We start from the raw sequence: 25396 nt of genomic DNA, 5'->3' as shown, positions 1-25396 counted from the left end.
CATGAATATTATCTCAAGAGCCTATTGGCGCTATCATTTGCGCCACTCGCCACATCGGCACTTGTTTGCTCGCCCCAAACACAATGAGTATGTGTCCTTGGATTGTGAGACGACAAGCTTAGACCCAAGTGTGGCAGAGATTGTCACCATCGCCGCAACTAAAATTATTGATAACCGAATAATCACTAGTGACCCATTTGAAGTGCGTTTATCTGCACCCAAATCTCTAGGAGAAGACTCGGTGAAGATTCACCATATTACTCACGATGAGCTCAAACACGGCATTAGCGAAAAACAAGCGATGTCAGCACTGCTGAACTTTATTGGTAATCGACCTTTGGTAGGCTATCACATCCGTTATGATAAGAAGATTCTTGATCGCGCAGCTAAAAAACACCTTGGGTTCCCCCTACCCAATGAGCTCATTGAAGTTAGTCAGATCTACAATGATAAACTACTCAAGCTGCTTCCCAATGGTTACTTCGATCTAAGTTTGGAGGCAATCTGTCGACATTTGCAGATTCCTAATTATCACAAACATGATGCATTGGAAGACGCTAAAGCCGCCGCCATGGTCTATCTCAAGCTGACTCGAGGCTCACTTCCACCCTTTCGCCCACAGAGCTAATTATGCTAATCGGTCAGAATGCGACTTAGCTCTCATTAACGTAGGCTTGTAAGTCATTAATTTTGTTTGTCTTTCCTATACTAAGCCTAAAGTCTAATTGCTGAATACCGCAATCTAGCCGAGAGTTAATACACGATCTAGTTCAGCCCTAGTCAAAAAAGCTCAATTCACAAGGAGAGAAGCAATGAGTGAAGTTCATGTTTATCCGGTCAAAGAAAATATTAAAACAAACACTCACGCGGATGACGACACTTACCTATCCATGTACCAACAATCCGTCAGCGATCCTGAAGCCTTCTGGGGTGAGCATGGAAAAATCGTTGATTGGATTAAGCCATTTACCAAAGTAAAGCAAACCTCATTCGACACTGGACACGTTGATATTCGTTGGTTTGAAGATGGCACCCTGAACGTATCTGCCAACTGTATCGATCGTCACTTAGCGGATAAAGGTGATGAGGTTGCCATTATTTGGGAAGGCGACAACCCAGAAGATGACAAGACTCTAACTTTCAATGAGCTTCATAAAGAAGTGTGTAAGTTCTCTAATGCATTAAAAGCTCAAGGAGTTCACAAAGGCGATGTCGTCTGCCTCTATATGCCAATGGTGCCAGAAGCCGCCATCGCTATGTTAGCTTGTACTCGTATTGGTGCAGTTCATACGGTGGTATTTGGTGGTTTCTCGCCTGAAGCACTCTCTGGACGCATTATCGACTCCGATGCCAAAGTCGTTATTACGGCGGACGAAGGAGTACGTGGTGGACGTGCAGTTCCACTTAAGAAAAATGTCGATGAGGCACTGACCAATCCAGATGTAAAAACCATTAGCAAAGTGATGGTGTTAAAGCGCACCGGAGGCGATGTCGAATGGCACGAGCACCGCGACGTTTGGTGGCATGAAGCGACAGCGCAAGCTTCTGACGTTTGTCCTCCAGAAGAGATGAAAGCGGAAGACCCGCTGTTTATTCTATACACCTCTGGCTCTACTGGTAAGCCAAAAGGTGTACTTCATACTACTGGTGGTTATCTCGTGTACGCCACCATGACCTTTAAATACGTCTTCGATTATCAACCAGGTGAAACCTTCTGGTGTACCGCTGATGTAGGTTGGATCACTGGCCATACTTATTTGGTTTATGGACCACTGGCAAACGGGGCTAAAACGATTCTGTTTGAAGGTGTACCAAACTACCCTGACACAAGTCGTATGAGTGAAGTGGTTGATAAGCATCAGGTTAATATCCTTTATACCGCTCCAACAGCAATTCGCGCATTAATGGCTAAAGGTGATGAAGCCGTCAAAGGCACGACTCGCGATAGTCTGCGCATTATGGGCTCAGTTGGTGAACCTATTAACCCAGAAGCCTGGGAGTGGTATTACAAGACCATCGGCAATGAGAAATCACCAATCGTCGACACATGGTGGCAAACTGAGACGGGTGGCATTCTTATTACCCCATTACCAGGGGCAACCGAACTTAAACCTGGCTCAGCGACACGTCCATTCTTTGGTGTTCAACCTGCTCTGGTAGACAACATGGGCAATGTTATTGACGGTGCCACCGAAGGTAACCTTGTCATTCTTGATTCATGGCCAGGTCAGATGCGTACAGTTTATGGTGACCATGACCGCTTTGAGCAAACTTATTTCTCTACATTTAAAGGTATGTACTTTACTGGTGATGGTGCTCGTCGCGACGAAGATGGCTATTACTGGATTACTGGTCGTGTTGATGATGTGCTGAACGTCTCAGGCCACCGTATGGGAACCGCCGAAATTGAATCCGCCTTGGTTGCCTTCGATAAAATTGCTGAAGCGGCCATTGTTGGTATCCCACACGATATTAAAGGTCAGGCAATTTACGCTTATATCACTCTTAATGACGGTGAATTCCCATCGGCAGAGCTGCATAAAGAAGTGAAAGATTGGGTGAGAAAAGAGATTGGCCCAATCGCTACACCAGATGTACTTCATTGGACTGACTCGTTACCTAAGACTCGTTCAGGTAAAATCATGCGCCGTATCCTACGCAAAATTGCGACTGGTGATACTAGCAACCTTGGTGATACCTCGACCTTGGCAGATCCAAGCGTCGTAGATAAGCTGATTGCAGAAAAAGCCGAACTTGCTTAACTTATTTGACACTTAATCAACAAACCGCCCGCTTTTCGGGCGGTTTTTTTGTATCAGGATTTATCAAGGTGACGTCAAAATGTGCTCTGTGTTGCAATTTTTCTGACAGACAAGAGGTGATTAGACCAGTAAATTGCTGCTAAATGCTGTGAATTAGCTATAATCTTGGTCAATTTTTAAAAATATGATGGTTATGAGCTTTTCATACCCTCGTTTTTTTATGTAGACTTGAAATAAATCACGTTTATTTCACGTTAACCGAAGATGGCGACATTATGGCAGCAAAGTCACGAATTCTAGTTTTAAATGGACCAAATCTTAACCTCTTAGGTCTAAGAGAACCTGGTCATTATGGAAATGAAACACTAGCGCAAATCGTTGATAACTTAACTGATCAAGCATCACTTGCGGATATTGAATTGTCCCATCTCCAGTCAAATCGTGAATATGAACTGATTGAAGCCATCCATGCTGCGCATGGTAATACTGATTTTATCATTATTAACCCTGCTGCTTTTACGCACACGAGTGTTGCACTACGTGATGCATTACTGGGTGTTTCAATCCCATTTATTGAAGTGCACTTATCTAACGTTCATGCCCGAGAAACATTCCGTCATCATTCTTATTTGTCTGATGTTGCCCAAGGTGTTATCTGCGGATTGGGTTCGCAAGGCTATGAATTTGCGCTTTCAGCTGCCATTAAAGCCCTGAAAGCAAAATAACCAAATACTCTACGGCTCAATATTTGAGGCCGTCTTACTCACAAGATAAAGAGAAAGAAACATGGATATTCGTAAAATTAAAAAGCTAATTGAACTTGTAGAAGAATCTGGCATTGCAGAGCTAGAAATTTCTGAAGGTGAAGAATCGGTACGTATCAGCCGTAACAGTCCGGTCAGTGCAGCACCAGCACCAGTTCAATACGCAGCAGCACCTGCTCCAGCGGCAGCACCGGCACCTGCAGCTGCTCCTGCGGCGGCAGCGCCAGCAGCATCAGCAGACGAGCCAGCAGCTCCTGCGGGTCACCAAGTTCTTTCTCCAATGGTTGGTACGTTCTACAGCGCTCCAAGTCCAGATGCGAAACCATTTGTAAAAGTAGGCCAACAAGTTAACGCTGGCGATACTCTATGTATCGTTGAAGCGATGAAAATGATGAACCAAATCGAAGCAGACAAGTCTGGTGTGATTGCAGCAATCCTTGTTGAAGATGGCCAACCTGTTGAGTTCGATCAAGCTCTAGTAATTATCGAATAATAGAGAGCGCTCATTATGTTAGATAAATTAGTAATCGCGAACCGTGGTGAAATTGCACTACGTATTCTGCGAGCATGTAAAGAGCTAGGTATCAAAACGGTTGCTGTTCACTCAACGGCTGACCGCGATCTTAAGCACGTTCTACTAGCAGACGAAACCATTTGTATTGGTCCTGCACGCGGCATCGATAGCTACCTAAATATCCCACGCATCATTAGTGCCGCGGAAGTGACTGGTGCCGTTGCTATCCACCCGGGTTATGGTTTCCTATCTGAGAACGCTGACTTTGCTGAACAAGTAGAGCGTAGTGGTTTCATTTTTGTTGGTCCGAAAGCAGAAACGATTCGCCTGATGGGTGACAAAGTTTCGGCAATCAACTCGATGAAGAAGGCGGGTGTTCCTTGCGTGCCTGGTTCTGATGGTCCTTTAGACGACGACGAAACAAAGAACAAAGCGCACGCTAAGCGCATTGGCTACCCTGTCATCATCAAAGCCTCTGGTGGTGGCGGTGGTCGTGGTATGCGTGTTGTTCGTAGCGAAGGTGAGCTTATTGAAGCTATCGCTATGACACGTGCAGAAGCAAAAGCCGCTTTCAACAATGATATGGTTTACATGGAGAAATTCCTAGAAAATCCACGTCACGTTGAAGTTCAAGTGATTGCTGATGGCCAAGGTGGCGCAATTCACCTAGGTGAGCGCGACTGTTCTATGCAGCGTCGTCACCAAAAAGTAGTGGAAGAAGCTCCAGCTCCAGGCATTACAGAAGAAATGCGTAAGTACATCGGTGAGCGTTGTACTCGTGCATGTATTGAAATTGGTTACCGCGGTGCAGGTACGTTCGAATTCCTATACGAAAACGGTGAGTTCTACTTCATCGAAATGAACACTCGTATTCAGGTAGAGCACCCAGTAACAGAGATGGTAACAGGTGTAGACCTAATCAAAGAGCAGCTTCGTGTTGCTGCAGGTCAGCCACTGTCTTTCACTCAAGATGACATCAAACTTCGTGGCCACGCTATCGAGTGTCGTATCAATGCGGAAGATCCTGAGCGTTTCTTACCATGTCCAGGTACTATCACGCGTTTCCACGCGCCAGGTGGTATGGGTGTACGTTGGGAATCTCATATCTACACTGGCTACACTGTGCCTCCTCACTACGACTCAATGATCGGTAAGCTAATCACTTTTGGTGAGAACCGCGATGTTGCCATTGCTCGTATGAAGAACGCACTGGGTGAGATGATTGTGGAAGGTATTAAAACTAATATCACACTTCAAGAATCGATTATGAATGATGAGAACTTCCAACACGGTGGTGCCAACATTCATTACCTAGAGAAAAAGCTTGGCATGAGCTAAGCCCTTTCTAAAAATACTAAAAACCCACTACGGTGGGTTTTTTTATGCTCACTTAACGCGAATCTGCTACACTCTGCGCAAAATTCGTCAAGCAAGGACCCAACTCATGCCTTGGATTCAAATCAAACTAAATGCAACCAACGAAAACGCAGAACAAATCGGCGATATGTTGATGGAAGAAACTGGCGCTCTATCCGTCACCTTCCTAGATGCACATGATACCCCTGTTTTTGAGCCGTTACCTGGCGAAACTCGTCTGTGGGGCGATACTGACATCGTAGCCCTGTACGATGCAGAAGCAGACACCAAGCTTATTTTGACCCAAATCACTGCGTCAAACATGCTCGCTGAGGGCTTTGCTCATAAAGTTGAACAGCTTGAAGACAAAGATTGGGAGCGTGAGTGGATGGAAAACTTCCACCCAATGAAGTTTGGCGAACGCCTGTGGATTTGCCCAAGCTGGCGCGATGTTCCAGAGCCAGATGCCGTAAATGTGATGCTAGACCCTGGTTTGGCTTTTGGCACAGGCACGCACCCTACTACAGCTCTGTGTCTTGAGTGGCTTGAATCTTTAGACCTTGCTGGCAAAACCGTTATCGACTTTGGTTGTGGCTCTGGGATCCTAGCAATCGCCGCGATCAAGCTTGGTGCAGCAAAAGTAATCGGGATCGACATCGATCCTCAAGCTCTAACCGCATCGAAAGATAATGCTGAGCGCAATGGCGTTGCTGACCAATTGGAGCTATTCCTACCACAAAACCAACCGGAAGGCTTAATTGCCGATGTGGTCGTTGCCAATATTCTTGCGGGTCCTCTTCGTGACCTATCTGGCATCATTAAAGGCTTAGTGAAAGAAGGTGGCCAACTTGCCATGTCTGGCGTGTTAGACACCCAAGCAGAAGATGTTGCGAACTATTACCGTGATGAGATGACTATCGACCCAATCGTTGAGCTCAATGAATGGTGCCGAATCTCGGGTAAAAAGTAACCATTATTATTTACAAAGCAGTGCGTTAGCTTGCTAACGCACTGCTTTTTTTTGTTGATACAGAATAGTTTTACCACTAAACGCCTGAAAATCAGGCAATTTGCAGAAACAAATTGTAAATGCTCAAATATTAGTCTTTTCACGCACCGAAAAAATGCGTAAAATGCGCGCCCTTGCTTGTGTAAACCTGTGGCAATGTTTTGAGAATCGGACAATACCAACTTAAGAACAATCTGATTGTGGCGCCTATGGCGGGTGTTACGGATAGACCGTTTCGAGAGTTGTGCCTTCGTTACGGTGCGGGAATGGCGGTCAGTGAAATGATGTCATCCAACCCGAAACTGTGGAAAACAGCTAAGTCACAGCAACGCATGGTGCACGAGGGTGAATCTGGTATTCGCTCGGTGCAAATAGCAGGTGCCGATCCCAAGCTTATGGCTGAGGCGGCACAATTCAGTGTTGAGAACGGTGCGCAAATCATCGACATCAACATGGGTTGCCCTGCTAAAAAAGTGAATAAAAAGCTCGCGGGCTCAGCTCTGCTTAAGTACCCAGACATTATCGAAGATATTCTGCGTACTGTGGTTGATGCCGTAGATGTCCCTGTGACATTGAAAACCCGTACGGGCTGGGATACAGACAATAAGAACTGTGTCCAAATTGCAAAACTAGCCGAAGACTGCGGCATACAAGCACTCGCCCTTCACGGTCGAACTAGAACTTGTATGTACAAAGGCGAGGCAGAATACGACAGCATCAAAGCGGTTAAAAACGCTATCTCTATACCGGTTATTGCTAACGGTGATATCGATAGCCCAGAGAAAGCGAAATTCGTACTGGATTATACCGGTGCAGACGCTTTGATGATTGGACGTCCGGCCCAAGGACGGCCATGGATTTTTGAGGAAATCCAACACTATTTGGAAAACGGTACACTGATGCCAGAGCGTCCCACCGAGGACGTACAAGGCATTTTGCTAGGTCATGTTCAGGCACTTCATCAATTTTATGGTGAATATTTAGGTCCACGCATCGCTCGTAAGCATGTTGGCTGGTATTTAAAAGAGCATGAACAAGCCAGTGAGTTCCGCCGTGCCTTCAACGCGATTGAAGCGGCTAATGAGCAGCTAAACGCATTGCAAGGCTATTTTGAAAACGTTGCATCATAATTACGAGAAGAGCTAAACCGATTATGTTCGAACAAAATTTGACTTCAGAACCATTGACAGTTACTACAGTAACATCTCAAGACCAGATCACACAGAAGCCTCTACGCGACTCTGTAAAAGCGTCTCTAAAGAACTACCTTGCTCAATTAAATGGTCAAGACGTCACTGAATTGTATGAACTAGTTCTAGCGGAAGTAGAACAGCCGCTACTAGACACCATCATGCAGTACACTCGCGGTAACCAAACTCGCGCAGCAACTATGATGGGTATCAACCGCGGTACTCTTCGTAAGAAACTTAAGAAATACGGCATGAACTAAAGATTTTTCTTTAAGTTATTGTTTTGAAAAGGCTTGTCATTTATTTGACGAGCCTTTTCTATTTCTAAACCCACAATAATACCCACACGACAAAAAACACCCCACGTAATTCACCCAAAAATAAATCATGTGAAGTTGGAAAAATATGTGGAGAAAAAAACGCAAAAAAGTCAGGTCACTTAGGACGTTAGGACAAACCTATGATTTTAAATGGTTTTTTGGTGTCCTAAGTTAGCCAACTGTCCTAACCTAGTTGGGACACTACTTAGGACACTTCTATTTTCGTGTCTTTGATAAATATCCACACTAACCACGCCAACATGAAAGACCAGACAGCAATCTCAATCACTACACCACTCTCCATCACCTAACCTGCGAACGTTAGAGACTGCTTTCTTCTGGCATTTATGATGCGCTTTAGATAATCGCTCTTTGGGGATAAACTCATTCATCAAGGCGTACATTTCAGCAAAGTATTCACTCACCGCCATTGATGCGATCATTTCTCTTTCATTCTTTGTCGTCATGCTTGCTGTCCTCGCGCTTCCAGTAAAGAACCTTATCACCATCAGGTGAAGCCAAGTAAATTTCGTCAACGGTCTCCTTTCGTTCCGGCAATTGCTCTAGCTGCTCAATTCGCTTAGTAATACTGGCTTTCATTTCATCACCTCGTCATAAGCTCGCTGTGCTTCTTGTGTCGTTATCTCTGCTGGTTTGGTTTGCTTTACCGTGTAAGGCGTTGTCATAAGCATTTGATAAAGCTTTGCTGCTTGTGTGGCTGGTATGTCTGGAGTGATAGAGGGAATGTTATTAGATGGATTCGATTGCTTCTCTAGAGCCTCTATGCGCCTCTTAGTTGCTTTCATGGCTCTTTGCCTCCAGTGCTGATAATCGTTCCTCTAACTCGGTTAGCTCGAAGATTCTGGCATTAATGTATTCAGCATCAATTGAGCCTTCTGGAGTGATTGGCTTTAGTGTTGGATGGGTACGCTTTAGGACTTCGACTGATGCGGCATAGTCGCCAGCATCCACCAATTTGCGGATATTCTCGATCGCCTTACTCGTGAGTTTTTCATCAAACTTGCCTCGCTTGTTCTTTGAACCTGTAGGGCGACCGTTAGGATTACCTGATTCACCTTTCTTAAACGCCATACACACCCCTTGTTTATTCGCTGTTGTTTACAATAAAAGGTTCGGGCGGCAGGTAAAGGAATCGAACCCTACCGCCCTTGCCTTTGCTCTAACATTGTTCCTATAGTTCTTTTTGCTTAATGCTCTCAAGCTTCATGTGGTCGCGTAATTCCTTCGCAAAATCACCAAATGCTTTCGCTGCCTCGTTTGCCTTCGCGTCACTGTATGTCTTTTGTGTTGGCTTACGTGGCTTGCCGTTTACCACATCGTAAAACTTAAATGGTTTGCTCATATCAGAATACCTCGTTGACTAGTGGCTTCTTAGCCTCAATATCCGCAACCAATGATTTAAGATCGGCAATTTCAGCTTCCAGTTCCGAGAACTGTTTCTGTTTGGCCTCCAACACGCCTGGTGAGATAAAGCCAAGCATTGAAGAGTAATCACCATCAGAAATGTTGTGAAAGTTGATTGAGGAGAAGTCACAAAAACCAATCTTCTTTTCGCCAACAATCGCAGCATGTAGCTGACCAAAAACCTTTGTCCCTAACTCGCCCTTAATTTCATTGCGTCGAACCTCGTCAAGCTTAACCATCAGCACTCGATTGGCATCAGGATTAACGACGCTACCAATGATTTGATTCAATGTAGACTCGTCCAATTTTGCAGGCTTAACGCTCATGAATGCCTCTCTAAGCTGTTCTTTTCGATAAAGCATCCAACTAGAAGGTTCAATTGTTGATAACTGATCACGCGCTGCTGCTTCTGTCTCGCGCATGATTTTCTTAACTTGTTTTAGTGGCTCTTTGATGTCTGCCTTAAATTGTTCACGCATTTTAGATTCCTTGTTATTCGACTGTTTATCTATTGTTTATTTTACCATCAGTGAAAGCTTTTACCTATCAATAAACAATAATTAATGGGCGTAATTGCCATTTATTCATAATGAAACGTTATTGTTATTCGGTCACTTAGGATGCGTTTGCTATGTGTTCGCACGAATCGTGTACCAGTCGTGACGGTTGGGATGTCGGGTTTTGTCAGGTTTTAGTAAATGGTAGCAATTGCCAGTTTTGGCAACTGTAGTTGGGGAAACTTCTTCCCTAGGTAGCGCGCTTTGAGGTGAGCTAACTTTTGAGCTATCTAAATGCTGGAATCCCATCAATTTAAAGTGCGCAATTTTGCGCAGTGACTTTCGCGTTTGATCCACCAAAGCCGGGCTGTCATAACGAAAGTTTCGACATGAATTCAGCCGCGTGCTGGGTTAACTCATGCGCTGAATGGGATAAGGATTGTTCGAAGAATCAAGGTAGGGTTATCAAGGAACCTTTTATTTTAAGCCATTACTTACCCTAAAATGGGTTCTGCTGTGGGTTTCAGGAGATGACTTGATGCTAAATTGTTTAGATATATTAAATAATAACAACAACTTAAATAATTAAATTTGTTCATCATTCATTATCAGATACAAAAAACCGCCCTTTCGAGCGGCCTTGATTAGTTAAAGTAGCTTTGTAGTATGTTGATAATTTCAGCCATTACATTTTGACCAACCATGAACACTACCACTGTTGTGAGGTTTATAAGGGTTATCTTCATGTCGCCCCTTAACTGTATTCATAGTGTTCATTGAATAGCGTTTCCATTTCTTCCAGTGGTTTGGTTCTGTAGCAGTTTAATCGATTTCCATTGATGGTTTGCTTGCCACCGTCACCAAAACCGACCACTTTCTTTAAGTACATACCAAGCTTGTTAGGGCTACACCGGTCATAACCTTGAACGTTCATTTTGTCGCAATAGTCTATGTAAGCATCGAAAAAGCTGTTCTTTGGTATGGTCTGCGCATTGTCGAGATCGTATGAAGCATTTCCATCAATAAGCGAACCGTCATCAAGCAGTGACTTAAGCCATACACCCTCACTGGGTAATGACTCCATTATCTGCTGTTGTGTGGCTGCTGTCTTTGGCGCTTTGCTCAAGTTGTACGGTTCAATGTCGTAGTTCTTCAAGAAGTTGAACAATTGTCCCATTGCTTCATCTGATTTAATGTCACTGTAAAGCTGTGAGAAATATTCCTTGTTCTGCTTAACTTCATCGGAAACTTCCAGCACAAAGAAACGTCTTTCATCTTGGGTCTGTGGTACTGCCCAATCATTGTTAGTACACATCATAAAGCGATGATAACTATCGACCTCAATAGCGTCCTTGCCCTTTGCTTCAATAGTGACGGTGCTCTCTGTGATTAGCGTTCTTAGCTTACCAGCATCCTTTGCTGAACCACTCCAGAAAGCCTCCTCAATCGTCACAAATAGCTTATTAGCTAAGTGGCTATTGAATGCCCCAAGTAAATGCTTGCCGTCCTGTACGCGCATAGCGTGCTGACCTAATAGCCTTTCAAGTAAAATGGACACTGTGCTTTTGCCTGTACCTCTTGCCTCGGATTTAAGAACCACACAAACACCGCTCTTTTCCTCTGGCTTTTGAACTATGTGAGCCATCCACGCTAATAAATATTGAAAGTGCTCTACGTCACCGCCGCAAATCACATATCTCAAGTGAGACATTATGTTATCCAACTTGCTATCACCCTCAATGGCATTAACCGCAAAGCCTGACCACATATTCAAGAACCTATCACCGGCTCGGTTGGACGGGTCAAAAACAACACCGTGATAAGTCCTGCGATCATGGTCTTTCATCCATAAATCAAAGCAGTTCGCATATTTGATCTTATCGTCTGCCATGTGTGGAAAGTTTAGGTTTGCGTAGAATGAGCGCTTCTGTGGTACTGCTGAGAACACATAACCAACATTATCCTTATGGTCGGCCACTCTTTCACAAATCAGAGTCTTTGAGCCATGTAGAACAACTGAATGGCTAGAGTTGAACGTGTTAACAATAGAGCTTCTGTTTTCCTCCAGGTGTTCACCGTCAGCTTTTCGACAAAGGTCCAACAGCGCATCATAAGCGAGTGGAGAATCATCACTGCTTACCAAATGGAGATATGTAGGTTTGGTTGTGTCGGTAGTGAAGTGCTTGATCGCTTCAGATACTAAGCTTACAAATGGCTCTCGCTTGCGCCCTGTAAGGTTTTCGATAGCGTCAGACTCTTTATCTGCGTCCGTAGCTGTATAGCCATTACTTAGCATTTCACAATGAATGTCATCAGCTATTTGCTTGTTGTTTGGTTGAGTTGTTGGCGTTTGGTAAAGCTCTTTGAATGTAGCAATGATTCGCTTGTTGCTGCCATCTGCGATCAAAGCCAAATCAATGTTTTCAGCATCACCAAAAGAGATGGGCATTTCGTGACAAATGGCGTCAGCTAGTGCCTTTTCAAGTCGGTAAGACTCGTCTTTTTTACGTGCGGTCTTGGCCATAATGATATAAACTCTTGTTAAGGGCTGGCGGTCATTCTTTGGTCGGATACACCACCAGCCAGTTTTGGAAAGCCTGCTTACTTAGTGGGCTTTTTTCATTTCTGAGTAAGCGTTTCGTTGTTCGTCAGTCATCCAAATGACATCGACTTGATACGGTGGAGTCTCTCCAGTTTTGGGACATCGCCTAACATCATGCTTAACCGTGAAAGGTAGTTTCTTCTTAGTCAGTGTTGAAACGATACTATGAAGGTTTCCGATACCAATATAACGGGCTTGCCGTGTGTCCAATTGAATTCCCTCCATCATCACCCTAGTGACATAGTGTGTTTGCTGTTCGCCTTTCTTTGGCTCTGGTAAGCCAAGTTCAAAGCATTCATCTTTATAGATAAGAGTCATAATTTCCCCTTTGATAACTACTAATGAATTAACCAAGTCCATTTAAGTGATTGTTTTAATTAACCTCAAAGCAATCAAGCAAGTGAGATTCAATCCATAAAACCCACATAGATACCCACTAGCTGTGTGATTCGATCCAGTTTTGGTAAGAGGATACCGTCCAGCCTTGAGTCCGGTTGTTTACCTTTACTGGTTGTGGGAAGCGTCCTTCTTTAACCATCTTGTATAAAGTTGGGCGTGCTTTACCAAGTAGATTCATCATTTCTTTAATGCTGATTAGCTTTTCTGGTGCCATTCCTTATCTCCTCTTGTTTACCTTTGACTACCAGTTTAAGGGGTTGTCCTTCTGTTGGGATGAGTGCGGTTTTTATTATTTCGCACCCCTTACCATTCAATTTCTTGAAAAAAAAGTCTCTTGTGTTCTTTAAGGAATCTACGCCTATCTAGCTCATTTGCTTCAGCACCCTCTGACTTCCAATCTGAGTACGCTCTTTCGACGGTGTTGACTTTCTCTCCGTCCATATTGGCGATATAAGCAGACGCCTCATTTACCGACATGCCATGCCTTACAACCATGCCGTCGACTCTAATATTTCTAACGTACCTAGGCTGCTTCTTTGGTATGCGTGAAGTCATCAAATAGCGGTAAATCTCTTTCACTATTAGTTGCTGCTGCTTATTGGCTTCTCCTTTTTGAAATGCTCTCCATGCGAATATTAGCTGTGCGTGCTGCGTGGTTAGTTGTAGATCTGGTTTATCTCCTCTAGCATCCCATCGCTCTATGATTTTTCTGACCGATTGCGGCTCTAGTGCTTGCTGCTTTTGTGATTCCATTTAGTTAGCCTCCAGTGTTGAAATTAAACTGATTAACTGCGAGCGAGTTAAAAGATGTGCTATGCGTTGAATGTCCTTGAGTGTTAGACTTGATAACATACTGATTCACCTTTGCTTGTGTGTCGGTTCTGCCCCGTGATAGTTGGTAGCTGCTCGGGGCGTTTCTTTATCTGAGTCCTACAACATTTGATTGTGACTCTGTTTCATTAAGCTTTGCTATCCATACATCGAGAGCGACTCGTTTCTTTTCTAAGTGCTGAGAGCGGTTGTAGACAGCCATAACACCGCCTAGAGCATGACCTAGCAATTGCTCTACCACATACGGCTCAATTTCCATGTCATTTAGTACCGTTGTGAATGTTCTTCTTAGGTCGTGAAGCGTCCACGGCTCTTTGTGGTTAAGTTTCTTGGATAAAGCCCTTCCATATGACGATACGGCCTCTGGTCTTTTCAATTCTCCAAGGATGAACCCGTTCTTTGACTGCTCTATCAGTGCTTCAATATGAGGTTTTATGAGGTCGGGTATTGGTCGTTTGATTTCCTGTCCAGTTTTGCTATTGGCTTTAGGAGTCGTCCAGATCATTTCCTCCAAGTCCCACTCATCAACCTTTGATAGCCTCAGTTCTTGTGTGCGACAACCAAACACGATTAGTAGATGGACAAGGTTTCTGTAGTACCAGTTTGATTTGATGTCTTGAGTCCAGTGCCAAACGTCCATAAGTTCAGACCATGACAAAACCCTGTCTTTCTTGTTCTGGTGTTCGCCTATGTCGGCAATGTTGAGATCGTCCAATGCGGTTGAGTGTGCGTACTGTCGATTTCTACAGAACTTAAGGGCTTGCTTTGCGTTTTGGAGAATGTAACCACTAGCCTTCGGAGCTGCTCGGTGGTTGGCGCCGTTAGTAATGTCATCGAACACCTTCACCCAATGGCGCGTTTCGCATTTCTCTAGTGGTAGGTTTCCAATGAATGGGAATACATGCTTTTCAAACTGAGAGCGGTGTTTTTCATGGTTTGCCCTGTTCTTTGCTGCGTAGTTGTCCAGCCAGTATGTGAGGGCATCTTTAACAGTCACAGCCTCAAGAATTTTTGTCTTGGCAAGCTGGCGCATTAATTTGGGGTCGTGACCATCGGCTAAGAGCTTACGGCATTCAAGTGCCTCCGCTCTTGCCTCTGCGAGTCCGATCACTGGATATGAGCCTAGAGTTAGGTCTTGAGGTTTTCCGTTGTACCTGTAGCGATACACAAAGGAGAGTTTGCCTGTCTTGCGGTGGTACACGGTCAGCCCGTCACGGTCAGCAATCTTAATGGGTGCTTTGTCGTGCTTCTTACCGTTCAGCGCCTTTAGCTTTGAGTCTGTTAGTGCCATGTCCTAACCCTGTCCTGATAGTGTCCTAAGTTGAAAGGTAAGTTAGGTCATGCTAAGTCATTGTATTTAATAACTTTGTCCTAAGTGTCCTAACTGTCCTAAGTAATAATGAGTTTGAAAATATTTTGATAGGCTTCTGCTTTGAACCCACAAACAAACCCACAATTAAACCTACAACTACAAAGATAAAAGGAAACAAAGGTAGACACAACACCCTCACAAGGCACTGATATAGAAAGGCTTAGGTAATCTAATGCGAGTCACAATGAATTAAAAAGAAATAAGAAAACTGATAATACGGCATGAACTAATCCATTGTGATTGTTTTTGTGAAAAAGCCAGAGCCTAGCTCTGGCTTTTTTATTGTCTGTAGATCACAACTCTGCTGTTATCAGCCATATTGCATTCGATAAAACGGAACTTGGGTCAAATCTTAGACCATTAGGGAATAGCCGGATGTTTCACCATCACGTATCGTAGAACACACAATAACCACAAAACCTTGTCAGACTGGCCACACAATAACAAACAATGAAAGTCATCATGCCAACTGCCCTGTTGGTAATGTGTTCACCTATAAGAAAAAGGAGTTCTTAGGATGAATGCCTCATTTTTGCGCCGTAGCTCTATTCAAACTCGTCTCTATCTACTGATAGCGATTGTCTCTATCACGCTGATGGTCCCGCTCGTTCTCGCCCTAGTTGATTATCAACAATCCCTGATAGCGGCAAAGAAAACTAAAACTCGCCACTTAGTTGAGAGTGCCTACACGCTTGTCGACCATTACCACCAGCAACAATTGTCCGGTAAGTTGAGTCAACAGCAGGCTCAAGCAGCGGCCGCTAAAGCGATTCAGAGTCTTCGTTATGAAGGGAACGATTATTTTTGGATTAACGATCTTACCCCCACCATGGTCATGCACCCTATCAAGCCCCAACTAAACGGGCAAAACCTTAGTCAAATTGCCGATCCCAGTGGTAAAAAACTGTTTGTTGAGATGGTGCAAGTTGCAAAACAACAACAAGCGGGTTTTGTACCTTATCTCTGGCCTAAGCCTGGTTCAGAAACACCCGTAGAAAAAGTCTCTTATATCAAGACCTTTAAGCCTTGGGGATGGATTATCGGTACTGGTGTCTATGTCGATGATGTTCAAGCGCAAGTCTGGCAAGCCATACAGAAAGTCTTGATAACCGTCGTGATCGCGTTGGGCTTTATGTTGGCATGTGCCACCCTCATCAGCCGTAGTATTGCGAAACCTTGCCGTGAAACATTAGAGGCACTGACAGAGATTGCCAGCGGTGACGGCGATCTATCGAAGAAACTACCAGAGCAAGGCAATGATGAATTAAGCCATATTGCCGCTGCATTTAACCGCTTCACACATAAGTTGGAACATATCATTCGCGATATTAAGCCGGTAACCGACAACATCACCCAAGCTGCTATTTCCCTTAACGCTGTAGCACAAAACGGGGCTAGTCAATCACAGCAGCAACAACAAGCAGTGGATACCGTAGCGTCCGCTATGAACGAGTTGCATGCCAGTAACCAAGAAGTGGCCAACTCTGCTCAGCATGCCGCTCATGCTGCCACTTTAGCCAGTGAACAAGGACAGCAAGGTAGTGAAGTGATAGAACTTGCCGCGTCATACATGCAGTCCCTTTCAGAGCGTCTTACAGAAACGGATAACAACATCAAGCTACTGGCGAGTGACACCCAACAGGTAGGGGCTGTCTTAGAGGTGATTCGTGGCGTGGCTGAACAAACCAATTTGCTCGCGCTCAATGCTGCTATCGAAGCAGCTCGTGCGGGAGAGCAGGGTCGAGGCTTTGCGGTGGTTGCAGATGAAGTTCGCACATTGGCCACCCGCACTCAAAGCAGCACGGACGAAATCGAACTGATTATTCAGAAGTTGCAAAATCAAGCGGCGCAAGTAAGTCAATCGATGACCCAAACTCAGCAACAGTCACAACAAACATTAGAACAAGCGAGCAACGCCAAGCTTGCGCTGCAAGAGATTGACACCCAAGTGAACGCTATCGTTGCACTGAATCAGCAAATCGCTGAAGCCAGTTCACAGCAAACCTTGGCGACTGATGAAATTAGCCAAAACCTAACACAAATTGCAGATCACGGTAATCAATCAGCACTAGAAGCTCAAAAACTAGCTCAAGCTAGTGAGCGGTTAATGGAAAACGGCCATCAACTCAGTTCTGGTATAAGCACCTTTAAAGTCTCTTAGCCTTAAGTACTAAGAATAAAAAAAGGCGAACAGTCACGCTGTTCGCCTTTGATATTAAGCGGTCGTCAATCGGGGTAGCGGCCACTTTCTAGGATGAGTGCATCAAGATGGAGCATGCAAACGACATCAGACGCCCTAATCAATCTATTTATTGGTCTTTCAATACTTTAACGGTATAGCAGCCATCTTTCTGACGATAAACACCGTGAATATCAGTCTCAAAGCCTGGGTAATGCGCGCCGATTTCACACAGCATTTCCAAGAAATCCAACACAGGACGTGAACTATCAGTCACCATTTCACCCGGTAACACAAGTGGCACACCTGGAGGATAAGGTAAGATCATATTAGCACTGACACGACCCACCATCTCTTTTAAGTTAATCTCCTCAATTTGACCACGTAGCTCTTGTTGCCAAGCCGCATGTGGTGTGATTTTCATTTCAGGCAGAACATCGAATGCTTTGTACATCAATTCTGGTAATTGGTATTTCATTGTTAGCTCATGAATGCCCTGAGCCACCTCTTGGATACGTTTGCTTTCATAGAAATGAGGGTCTTCTTGATATAGTGACGGCAACATAGTACGTATGGTTAGGTTAAGGTCGAAACCGCGTTTAAACTCGGTTAAACCGCGCAGCAGTTGCATTGCTTTAGATTTATCGATACCAATGGAGAACAAGAACAACAAATTGTATGGGCCTGTTTTCTCCACCACGATACCGCGTTCGTCAAGGTATTTAGCAACTAGGGAAGCCGGAATACCGGTTGATTCCATCTCACCAGACTTACTCATACCCGGAGTCAATAGCGTGATTTTGATTGGATCTAAGTACATGTGGTCATCGTCTAGATCTTTAAATCCATGCCATGTCTCTTTAGGATCCAATTTCCAGCATTCTGTTGTGTCGATGTTGTCAGGCTGCCATACATCGAAGAACCAGCCTTCACTCTCACCTCTAAGGCGTTTGATCTCTTTACGGAAACGAATCGCACGATCGATAGAGTCTTGCATCAATTTACGGCCAGTATTACCACGCATCATTGCCGCTGCCGTTTCTGTTGATGCCACAATACCGTATTGTGGTGAGGTTGAGGTGTGCATCATAAATGCCTCATTGAAAGAAGCTTTATCAAACTCACCTTTAATGTGAATCATGGAAGCTTGAGAGAAGGCTGCTAACAATTTGTGAGTCGATTGTGTCTCATAGAACACTTTACCCGGCATTGCTTCACCGCTCATGCCACACTTGCCATCATAAATAGCGTTGAAATTAGTGTAAGGCACCCAAGCACTGTCAAAATGAATGTGCTTACAATCCAAAGACTCTTTGATGAACTGGGTATTGTAAAGTAGACCATCATACGTTGAGTTAGTGACTACCGCATAGGTCGGTGCGCTAGCCCCTTCAGTATTTGCTACTTTGTTAGCAATAACCTCACGGCTAAACTCGCGTTGTGGAATCCCCCCAAGAATACCGTAAGCATTGCGAGTTGGACGGAAGTAAATCGGTGTCACGTCGCTCATCATCATTAAATGAGTTAGTGACTTATGACAGTTACGATCCACAAGCACAGTACTGCCCGCTGGCGCTGAGTACATACCAACGATTTTGTTCGATGTCGATGTACCGTTAGTTACAATATAAGAACTATCCGCGTTAAATGTTCTCGCGATATACTCTTCCGCTTCTTTGTGCGGACCAGAATGATCAAGTAACGACCCTAGTTCAGGCATAGAGATTGAGACATCGGCCTTGAAGGTGTTTGGTCCATAGAAGTCGTAGAAAATACTTCCCGCAGGGCTTTTTTGGAATGCCGTGCCTCCCATATGTCCTGGAGTACAGAAAGTGTATTTTCCTTCTTCGACATATTTAAATAACGCTTTAGTGAATGGCGGCATGATAGCGTTTTTATACGCTTCCGTTGCTTGGTTCACTTTGATGACAATATCGTCCGCCATACCTAAAGCGTACTCAAAGAAGCTGACATTTAAACGCAGATCCGTCAGTGAAATATCCAATGTAGATTGGTCATTAGCAAATGCATGTACTGGCAGCTTCTCATTTACTGCGCTGATGCGCTCACAAAGATTGAGCGAGTATTTATCCCAGTCAAACAGCACACCACAGACGCGGGGATTCATTTCAATAAGTTTAATTAGGTCTTTGTCGTCAACTGGGTAAACTACGTCATAACCTGCTTTTTCTAGCGCAGCGTGCAGTTGACGAACAGGCTCTTCTTTGAAGAACACACCCATGTGATTAAGGATTGCGAAAATATTCATTTGGACATCTCCAAGGTGAATGAGGGCGCTCCCTGCCAAAGACAGTGAGTAAATAGAGCGCCTAGGAATAAATGGGCTGGTGCACTTCGCACCAGCGAAGAATTAGTGACTCGCTTGCTGCGAAGACAGTTCGTTAGGGTGTTGCTCCATGTACTGAGCTAAGCCCGCTTTTTTGCTGTAGAACATCAAGATGATGAGTGACATGATAAAGGTGGCTGTTAATGTTGTTCCTTCTGCTCCTGCTAATGCCACCATGCAGAACAAGCATGCGATACCAGAGAAGAACATCACGAAACCATTGCGAGTCGTCATACCTTCAAAACGAATCAAGTTAATGCTGGAGTAGAAGTAAGGCAGCATAGTGAGCAATACGGCATCAGTCGTCAGTTGATTAAATAGGTCTGCCGCATGAGCAGTTTTTGAACTGAACACCATCAATACACACATTAACGCTGTCATTTTGATTGAAGCGAGAATGAGACCTTTTCTAGGAACACCATTTTTATCGACTTCACCATAAATTTTCGGGAAGTTGCCATCATTGGCCGCCCGTTTACCGGCTTCACCCACCAACATCATCCAAGAACCCAAAGAGGTAAAACAGGCCAGTGCAGTGAAAGCGGCAACGAAAGGCGCAGTCCAGTGACCAAAGATCTCTGTGGTAGCTAGTGCAAACGGTGCACCAGATGCAGCAACTTCCGAAGCAGGGAACATACCGCTGATCATTTGAGTCGACACAATGTAAATCACACCAGCAATAGCGGTCCCTAACATGGTTGCTAGTGGAACAGTACGTTTTGGGTTATCCACCATACCGGAGGACACCGCTGCTGATTCAACACCAACAAAAGACCATAGACAAATCAATACCGCCGCGATAACAGCGTGACTATCACTGCCTGCAGAGACATTCCAGTTTTGGCTGTACAACGCAGGTTCAAAGTGCGTCCAACCAAATAACGCGGTACCGAGCACAGGGATGAGGATAAGCACAAGCCCCAATGTACATAAGCGGCTAACCCAACTACCACCGAGCAAGTTCACCATAGTAAATACCCAAACCGAGGCAATCGTCGCAAGACCGGCAGGAATCGGGTTGTTTAAGACTGGGAAAAAGACCGAGAGATAAGAAACACCTGTAATTGCAATCGCTAAATTACCGATCCAGTTTGCGTGGTAATAGAGCACACCGGTTTGGAAGCCAAACACAGGAGAAATTTCACCGGCATACGCGATAGGTCCCCCCTCTTGAGGGTTCTTCGTTGCCAAACGTGCAAACACAAATGCAAGGCTCAACGCGCCAACAATACATATCACCCAGCTATAGAGTGAAATGGAACCCACAGCCGCCAGGCTCGATGGTAACAACGCAATACCACTGCCCATCATGTTACCCGCCACAACACCAGTACAGGCAATGAGGCCGATTTTCTTTGTATTCGATGACATAACATCTCCAAATTAGTTCTACTTGAACGTCATGCGTTCAAACTGAAGCCGATTCGAGATGTCACCGTAAGAAGGTTGAGCAACACCTCGTGAATTTTCGAGATGCAGGTTACGCCCAATTTCAAGCAAAGAAATCAATCTGAAGTTATCAATAAAACCATTAGCTAGAAACGTTCAACCTTGATATAAACCTTATCAAAAATAAAATTAAACCGTTAAAAAACAATGAGATAGATAAAATAAACTACCAAGCTAAACCATTCTAAAAATATCAAGGTGAGCCTTTATCACCAAAAACGTACTTTCCTGATATCAAGACAGCCCTATGCCAGATACAAAAACGCCCTCCAATAAGGAGGGCGAGTATTTGAGTATGGGTGCGCTACTGAATTCTCTACGCGCTCAACAAGGATTAGATAAGTCGGACAACAGAAGGATGAACTGCACGATACATGGCGTGGTCAATCTGTTTTAGATTGCTATAAAAAATCAGATTTTCGCACAACAAGTAGGTTTCTACGGACGTATCAATATAGAAGGCTTCACTGTAGGCCTCACTTGCACTATCCACATCCCCTGATAACTCAGCGTGCTTACCTTTAATGATATAAGCCAACACAGAATCACGAAGTTGAAGCGCTTGGTTCAGGTAGGCGGCGGCCTGCTCTTGGTCTCCCACCATGGTTTCATGTAAAGACAGTGCCTCGTAGATACGCGGTTGTATCGGTCCATTCGATGTCGCAAGGTATTGTTTTAGCGCACCACTGAGTTTGCCTAGCTTCTCTTGGGTTAAAGGGCTACTCTCGTCTAAAGCACTTCTAACATAATAGGCGGCCAGCAATTCAGACTGTACATAGGCGTTATCCGGCTCTTGCTCTACCACCTTTTCCAACAAATCAATGCCATATTGGAACTGCCTAACATCAGACATATTCAAATAATGGTTAGCACGAATAAACAACCCTAGTGCTTCAGGATCACTAGGTACTCCAGCCATCATGGTCACCGCACGTTGCTCAGCATTGGCTACATTAAGCACTCGCATCAAATCTAAGGAGCTTTGTTTGAGTACAGATTTCAAATGCTTGTCGGCTAAGGCATATTGACGGCTAAACAACACTTTTTCGGAGGAGTTATCTCGATATTCCAATTCAAGAAAGTCGCGGCCATCGTCTTCATCCACTCTTACCAGTACAGTTTTACCGGGGACAATTCCCGTTTTGAATGCCGTTTTATGCAGCATCACCCGATAGCCACTGACTTGAGTAATATCCGACATCAACTTTTGAGCAAAACCATCCGCCAGTTCATAGCTACGCCCCAAGCTGCGAATGCCATCTTGAAACTCAAACTCGATAAGATGCGTGTCAATCACCTGGGTAATGCTCACCTCAGATTGTTGGTAAGTAAAGATGCCAATCGCAGCCACCAAAATACCAATCCAAATTGCATTGATAACCCCTAAACGCCATGGACTTAACAGTCGTTTGGGCTTTTTGCTTCGCGTTGCCTTCTGCTTCTGGTACAGAGCTCGAGTCAATGGCGCAGCCGGAAAAGCGATCGCTTCCTGAGTATCGGTGTCACTCTCCGCAATTATTGGATCGGATTTAGAGTGTAACGTTAACGTCTCCGAACTTGCAGGGGCAATAGAAGAAGATCGATATTGAAGAAATTGCTCTGGCGTCATTGGTGTGACGGCAGCCACTAGTTTGTAGCCACGTTTGGGCACCGTTCCGACATAATGCAGATTCTCTTCACGACCATCTCGGAGGATTTTTCGCAGTTCAAACACAGACTGAGTCACAACCTGATCAGTGACAATGGCGCCGTCCCAAACGTAACGAATTAGTTCATCGCGACAGTAGACTTGGCCAGAGTGTTCGGCTAAGAAATGTAATAGATTGATTAAGCGTGGTTCAACAGAGACTTCCCTATCTTGTCGATACAGCTTATTTTCATCAACACTGAGAACCCAGTCGTTGATTTGAAAATAGACCTCTACCATATGAATTTTCGTCTCTCACTTGCACGTCCCCGCACTTTATAGCCCCACGCTACCAGCGGATGACGGTGGAAAGGCGCGATTATAGAGGTCTTGAGAGTTTTCACCTATACAATGCCGATGATCAAAGGTGCAAACTAAGGTTGGTAGCCTCGCGGATAGCTATGAGGTGTGGTTATTCCAACGCCGCTAATATAGAGCAATGACTGGCATCATGACCATGCCCACAACACGCGTCATTGATTTTTTTCAACGCGGTCCGAATACGTGTTAGCTCCGCTATTTTCTCATCGATGATGCTAAGTTTGGCAGAGGTGATAGCTTTCACCTCTGCACAGCTATGCTCGGTAGCTTCAAGTTTAATGCCTAGCAGTTCTTTGATTTCGTCTAGGCTCAAGCCGAGCTCTTTGGCTTTTAAAATAAAGCTAACCTGCTTTTGGCTCTCTTCATTATAAAGACGATACCCAGATTCACTGCGCCCTGCGGGAGCGATAAGTTGGTTTTTCTCATAAAATCGCAACGTATCCGCTGTGACTTTGCAGCGTTTTGCTAACTCACCTATCTGAAACATAACCGTTTAAATTAACCTCTTTGTTACAAAACTGGCCTATAATCCTTTTTTTTGCACTTTTTTTTGCGATGCCAAACGATTGCGCGAGCTTTTTTGTAATAGATTGGTTAGAATACGCGCCATCGACACAAATGATGCTTTTTTGCTCAAGGATAATTGCCAAAGTATTAGTGACCTGTCCCTATGATGGTGCAAGCCACGCTATTTTGGCAACTATCTTTATGCCGTAGGTATAAACACCTACACACAGCAACGTTAACTCCGTGATTTTGAGGAAGACAGAAGCATGAATAACGCTCGTCCAATTCGCCGCGCTCTTATCAGCGTATCTGACAAAACTGGTATTGTTGAGTTTGCCGAAGCGCTAGCACAACGTGGTGTTGATATCCTATCAACAGGTGGTACAGCTCGCCTACTTGCAGAGAAAGGCATCGCAGTAACTGAAGTATCTGACTACACAGGCTTCCCTGAAATGATGGATGGTCGCGTCAAGACTCTGCACCCTAAAGTTCATGGTGGTGTGCTAGGTCGTCGCGGTCAAGACGACGCTGTTATGGAAACACACGGTATCAACCCTATCGATATGGTTGTCGTTAACCTTTATCCATTCGCAGAGACGGTTGCTAAAGAAGGCTGCGCGCTAGAAGACGCCGTTGAGAACATTGATATCGGTGGTCCAACTATGGTTCGCTCTGCTGCGAAAAACCACAAAGATGTGACTATCGTTGTTAACGCACACGACTACGACCGCGTTATTGCTGAAATGGACGCAAACGAAAAGTCTCTGACTCTAGAGACACGTTTTGACCTAGCTATCGCTGCGTTCGAGCACACAGCTTCTTACGACGGCATGATTGCTAACTACTTCGGTACTATGGTTCCATCTTACGGTGAGAACAAAGAGGGTGATGAAGAGTCTAAATTCCCACGTACGTTCAACCAACAGTTCGTGAAGAAACAAGACATGCGCTACGGTGAAAACAGCCACCAAGACGCTGCATTCTACGTAGAAGCAAACCCAGAAGAAGCGTCTGTATCTACCGCTCACCAAATTCAAGGTAAAGCGCTGTCTTACAACAACATCGCTGACACTGACGCGGCGCTTGAGTGTGTGAAAGAGTTTGATGAACCAGCTTGCGTTATCGTTAAGCACGCAAACCCATGTGGTGTTGCACTGGGTAAAGACATCCTTGAAGCGTATGACCGCGCTTACAAAACTGACCCAACATCAGCGTTTGGCGGCATCATCGCCTTCAACCAAGAGCTAGATGCAGACACAGCGAAAGCCATTGTTGAGCGTCAGTTCGTTGAAGTGATTATCGCACCTTCTGTTTCAGCTGAAGCAGTAGAAGTGGTTGCCGCTAAGAAAAACGTTCGCTTGCTAGAGTGTGGCGAGTGGACAACTAAGACAACTGGTTTTGACGTTAAGCGCGTTAACGGTGGTCTTCTGGTTCAAGACCGTGACCAAGGCATGGTATCACTTGATGACCTTAAAGTAGTTTCTAAGCGTCAGCCGACCGAAGAAGAGCTGAAAGATGCACTATTCTGCTGGAAAGTGGCTAAATACGTGAAATCCAATGCGATCGTTTACTCGAAAGGCGACATGACTATCGGCGTAGGTGCCGGTCAAATGAGCCGCGTGTACTCTGCGAAAATTGCTGGTATCAAAGCTGCTGACGAAGGTCTGCAGGTTGAAGGCTGCGTAATGGCATCAGATGCGTTCTTCCCGTTCCGTGATGGCATTGACGCTGCAGCAGAAGCTGGCATCAAGTGCGTTATCCAACCAGGTGGCTCTATGCGCGATGACGAAGTTATCGCAGCCGCTGATGAGCATGGCATGGCGATGATCTTCACAGGCATGCGCCACTTCCGTCACTAATTACTC

25 protein-coding genes and 1 pseudogene are annotated in these 25396 nt (G+C 44.8%); 11 read left to right on the top strand and 15 right to left on the bottom strand.

Annotated features, from left to right (window positions below):
* Position 1: 1 nt before the first annotated feature.
* From JKJ11_RS01060 to fis, 8 genes are all read left to right on the top strand, one after another.
* A complete protein-coding gene (locus JKJ11_RS01060; protein WP_038222766.1) occupies positions 2-628 on the top strand; it encodes a 3'-5' exonuclease in 627 nt (208 codons plus the stop codon).
* A gap of 184 nt (positions 629-812) precedes the next feature.
* A complete protein-coding gene (gene acs / locus JKJ11_RS01055; RefSeq protein WP_006073433.1) occupies positions 813-2762 on the top strand; it encodes an acetate--CoA ligase in 1950 nt (649 codons plus the stop codon).
* A gap of 275 nt (positions 2763-3037) precedes the next feature.
* Positions 3038-3487, top strand: coding sequence for a type II 3-dehydroquinate dehydratase (aroQ, locus tag JKJ11_RS01050; RefSeq protein WP_006073432.1), 450 nt, complete (start codon positions 3038-3040; stop codon positions 3485-3487).
* 61 nt (positions 3488-3548) lie between these two features.
* Entirely contained in the window at positions 3549-4019 is a 471-nt protein-coding gene (gene accB / locus JKJ11_RS01045; RefSeq protein WP_006073430.1) for an acetyl-CoA carboxylase biotin carboxyl carrier protein, read from the top strand.
* Between the two features lie 15 nt (positions 4020-4034).
* Positions 4035-5378: an acetyl-CoA carboxylase biotin carboxylase subunit gene (gene accC, locus JKJ11_RS01040; RefSeq protein ID WP_038223863.1), complete on the top strand. Its 1344-nt coding sequence runs from the start codon at positions 4035-4037 to the stop codon at positions 5376-5378.
* 106 nt (positions 5379-5484) lie between these two features.
* Complete coding sequence (gene prmA, locus JKJ11_RS01035) at positions 5485-6366, top strand: 50S ribosomal protein L11 methyltransferase (protein ID WP_031494195.1); 882 nt, start codon at positions 5485-5487, stop codon at positions 6364-6366.
* Positions 6367-6566: 200 nt separating this feature from the next.
* The gene (dusB, locus tag JKJ11_RS01030) at positions 6567-7535 is read left to right on the top strand and encodes a tRNA dihydrouridine synthase DusB (protein ID WP_031494196.1); all 969 of its coding nucleotides are present in this window, start codon (positions 6567-6569) and stop codon (positions 7533-7535) included.
* A 23-nt stretch (positions 7536-7558) separates the two neighbouring features.
* A complete protein-coding gene (fis, locus tag JKJ11_RS01025; RefSeq protein WP_006073423.1) occupies positions 7559-7855 on the top strand; it encodes a DNA-binding transcriptional regulator Fis in 297 nt (98 codons plus the stop codon).
* Positions 7856-8196: 341 nt separating this feature from the next.
* On the opposite strand, the gene JKJ11_RS01020 is transcribed toward fis, so the two are convergent.
* The 11 genes from JKJ11_RS01020 to JKJ11_RS00970 form a co-directional block, all read right to left on the bottom strand.
* Positions 8197-8382 carry a hypothetical protein gene (locus JKJ11_RS01020; protein WP_252038653.1) on the bottom strand — a complete coding sequence of 62 codons (186 nt, stop codon included), beginning with the start codon at positions 8380-8382 and terminating at the stop codon, positions 8197-8199.
* A complete protein-coding gene (locus tag JKJ11_RS01015) occupies positions 8366-8515 on the bottom strand; it encodes a hypothetical protein (RefSeq protein ID WP_252038652.1) in 150 nt (49 codons plus the stop codon). Before JKJ11_RS01015 ends, JKJ11_RS01020 begins: the two co-directional genes overlap by 17 nt.
* Positions 8512-8721, bottom strand: coding sequence for a hypothetical protein (locus JKJ11_RS01010; protein WP_252038651.1), 210 nt, complete (start codon positions 8719-8721; stop codon positions 8512-8514). The genes JKJ11_RS01015 and JKJ11_RS01010 overlap by 4 nt, the downstream gene beginning before the upstream one ends.
* Complete coding sequence (locus tag JKJ11_RS01005) at positions 8708-9007, bottom strand: DUF5681 domain-containing protein (protein WP_252038650.1); 300 nt, start codon at positions 9005-9007, stop codon at positions 8708-8710. The genes JKJ11_RS01010 and JKJ11_RS01005 overlap by 14 nt, the downstream gene beginning before the upstream one ends.
* 100 nt (positions 9008-9107) lie before the next feature.
* Positions 9108-9278, bottom strand: coding sequence for a hypothetical protein (locus tag JKJ11_RS01000; protein ID WP_252038649.1), 171 nt, complete (start codon positions 9276-9278; stop codon positions 9108-9110).
* 1 nt (position 9279) lies between these two features.
* On the bottom strand, positions 9280-9819 hold the full coding sequence (locus tag JKJ11_RS00995; RefSeq protein WP_252038648.1) for a hypothetical protein: 540 nt from the start codon (positions 9817-9819) through the stop codon (positions 9280-9282).
* Positions 9820-10591: 772 nt separating this feature from the next.
* Entirely contained in the window at positions 10592-12361 is a 1770-nt protein-coding gene (locus JKJ11_RS00990; protein WP_252038647.1) for a DUF5906 domain-containing protein, read from the bottom strand.
* Between the two features lie 81 nt (positions 12362-12442).
* On the bottom strand, positions 12443-12757 hold the full coding sequence (locus tag JKJ11_RS00985) for a hypothetical protein (protein WP_252038646.1): 315 nt from the start codon (positions 12755-12757) through the stop codon (positions 12443-12445).
* 118 nt (positions 12758-12875) lie between these two features.
* Complete coding sequence (locus JKJ11_RS00980) at positions 12876-13052, bottom strand: helix-turn-helix transcriptional regulator (protein WP_252038645.1); 177 nt, start codon at positions 13050-13052, stop codon at positions 12876-12878.
* An 89-nt stretch (positions 13053-13141) separates the two neighbouring features.
* Positions 13142-13591 (bottom strand): hypothetical protein, encoded by a 450-nt coding sequence (locus JKJ11_RS00975; RefSeq protein WP_252038644.1) that lies wholly within the window; start codon positions 13589-13591, stop codon positions 13142-13144.
* 166 nt (positions 13592-13757) lie between these two features.
* Positions 13758-14960 carry a tyrosine-type recombinase/integrase gene (locus JKJ11_RS00970; protein ID WP_252038643.1) on the bottom strand — a complete coding sequence of 401 codons (1203 nt, stop codon included), beginning with the start codon at positions 14958-14960 and terminating at the stop codon, positions 13758-13760.
* Positions 14961-15558: 598 nt separating this feature from the next.
* Between JKJ11_RS00970 and JKJ11_RS00965 the strand changes: the two genes are divergently transcribed.
* On the top strand, positions 15559-17202 hold the full coding sequence (locus JKJ11_RS00965) for a methyl-accepting chemotaxis protein (RefSeq protein WP_252038642.1): 1644 nt from the start codon (positions 15559-15561) through the stop codon (positions 17200-17202).
* A 148-nt stretch (positions 17203-17350) separates the two neighbouring features.
* Here JKJ11_RS00965 and JKJ11_RS00960 read toward each other — a convergent pair whose 3' ends face one another.
* The 4 genes from JKJ11_RS00960 to zntR all read right to left on the bottom strand — a co-directional run bounded on the left by JKJ11_RS00960 (position 17351) and on the right by zntR (position 23511).
* Complete coding sequence (locus tag JKJ11_RS00960) at positions 17351-19489, bottom strand: lysine decarboxylase CadA (RefSeq protein WP_252038641.1); 2139 nt, start codon at positions 19487-19489, stop codon at positions 17351-17353.
* Positions 19490-19591: 102 nt separating this feature from the next.
* Positions 19592-20938, bottom strand: a complete 1347-nt coding sequence (gene cadB, locus JKJ11_RS00955) for a cadaverine/lysine antiporter (RefSeq protein WP_006073415.1) — start codon at positions 20936-20938, stop codon at positions 19592-19594.
* Between the two features lie 412 nt (positions 20939-21350).
* The gene (gene cadC / locus JKJ11_RS00950) at positions 21351-22943 is read right to left on the bottom strand and encodes a lysine decarboxylation/transport transcriptional activator CadC (RefSeq protein WP_252038640.1); all 1593 of its coding nucleotides are present in this window, start codon (positions 22941-22943) and stop codon (positions 21351-21353) included.
* Positions 22944-23115: 172 nt separating this feature from the next.
* Positions 23116-23511 carry a Zn(2+)-responsive transcriptional regulator gene (zntR, locus tag JKJ11_RS00945; protein ID WP_006073412.1) on the bottom strand — a complete coding sequence of 132 codons (396 nt, stop codon included), beginning with the start codon at positions 23509-23511 and terminating at the stop codon, positions 23116-23118.
* A 31-nt stretch (positions 23512-23542) separates the two neighbouring features.
* Here zntR and JKJ11_RS26060 point away from each other — a divergent pair.
* Both JKJ11_RS26060 and purH read left to right on the top strand, forming a co-directional pair.
* Positions 23543-23638: pseudogene (locus JKJ11_RS26060) on the top strand (phosphoribosylamine--glycine ligase); the annotation flags it as partial.
* 159 nt (positions 23639-23797) lie between these two features.
* Positions 23798-25390, top strand: a complete 1593-nt coding sequence (gene purH / locus JKJ11_RS00940; RefSeq protein WP_252038639.1) for a bifunctional phosphoribosylaminoimidazolecarboxamide formyltransferase/IMP cyclohydrolase — start codon at positions 23798-23800, stop codon at positions 25388-25390.
* Positions 25391-25396: the final 6 nt, after the last annotated feature.

It is taken from the genome of Vibrio sp. SCSIO 43133 (assembly GCF_023716845.1).
In the GTDB taxonomy this organism is placed as follows: Bacteria; Pseudomonadota; Gammaproteobacteria; order Enterobacterales; family Vibrionaceae; genus Vibrio; species Vibrio mediterranei.
This window is presented reverse-complemented; position numbering and strand designations above follow the sequence as displayed.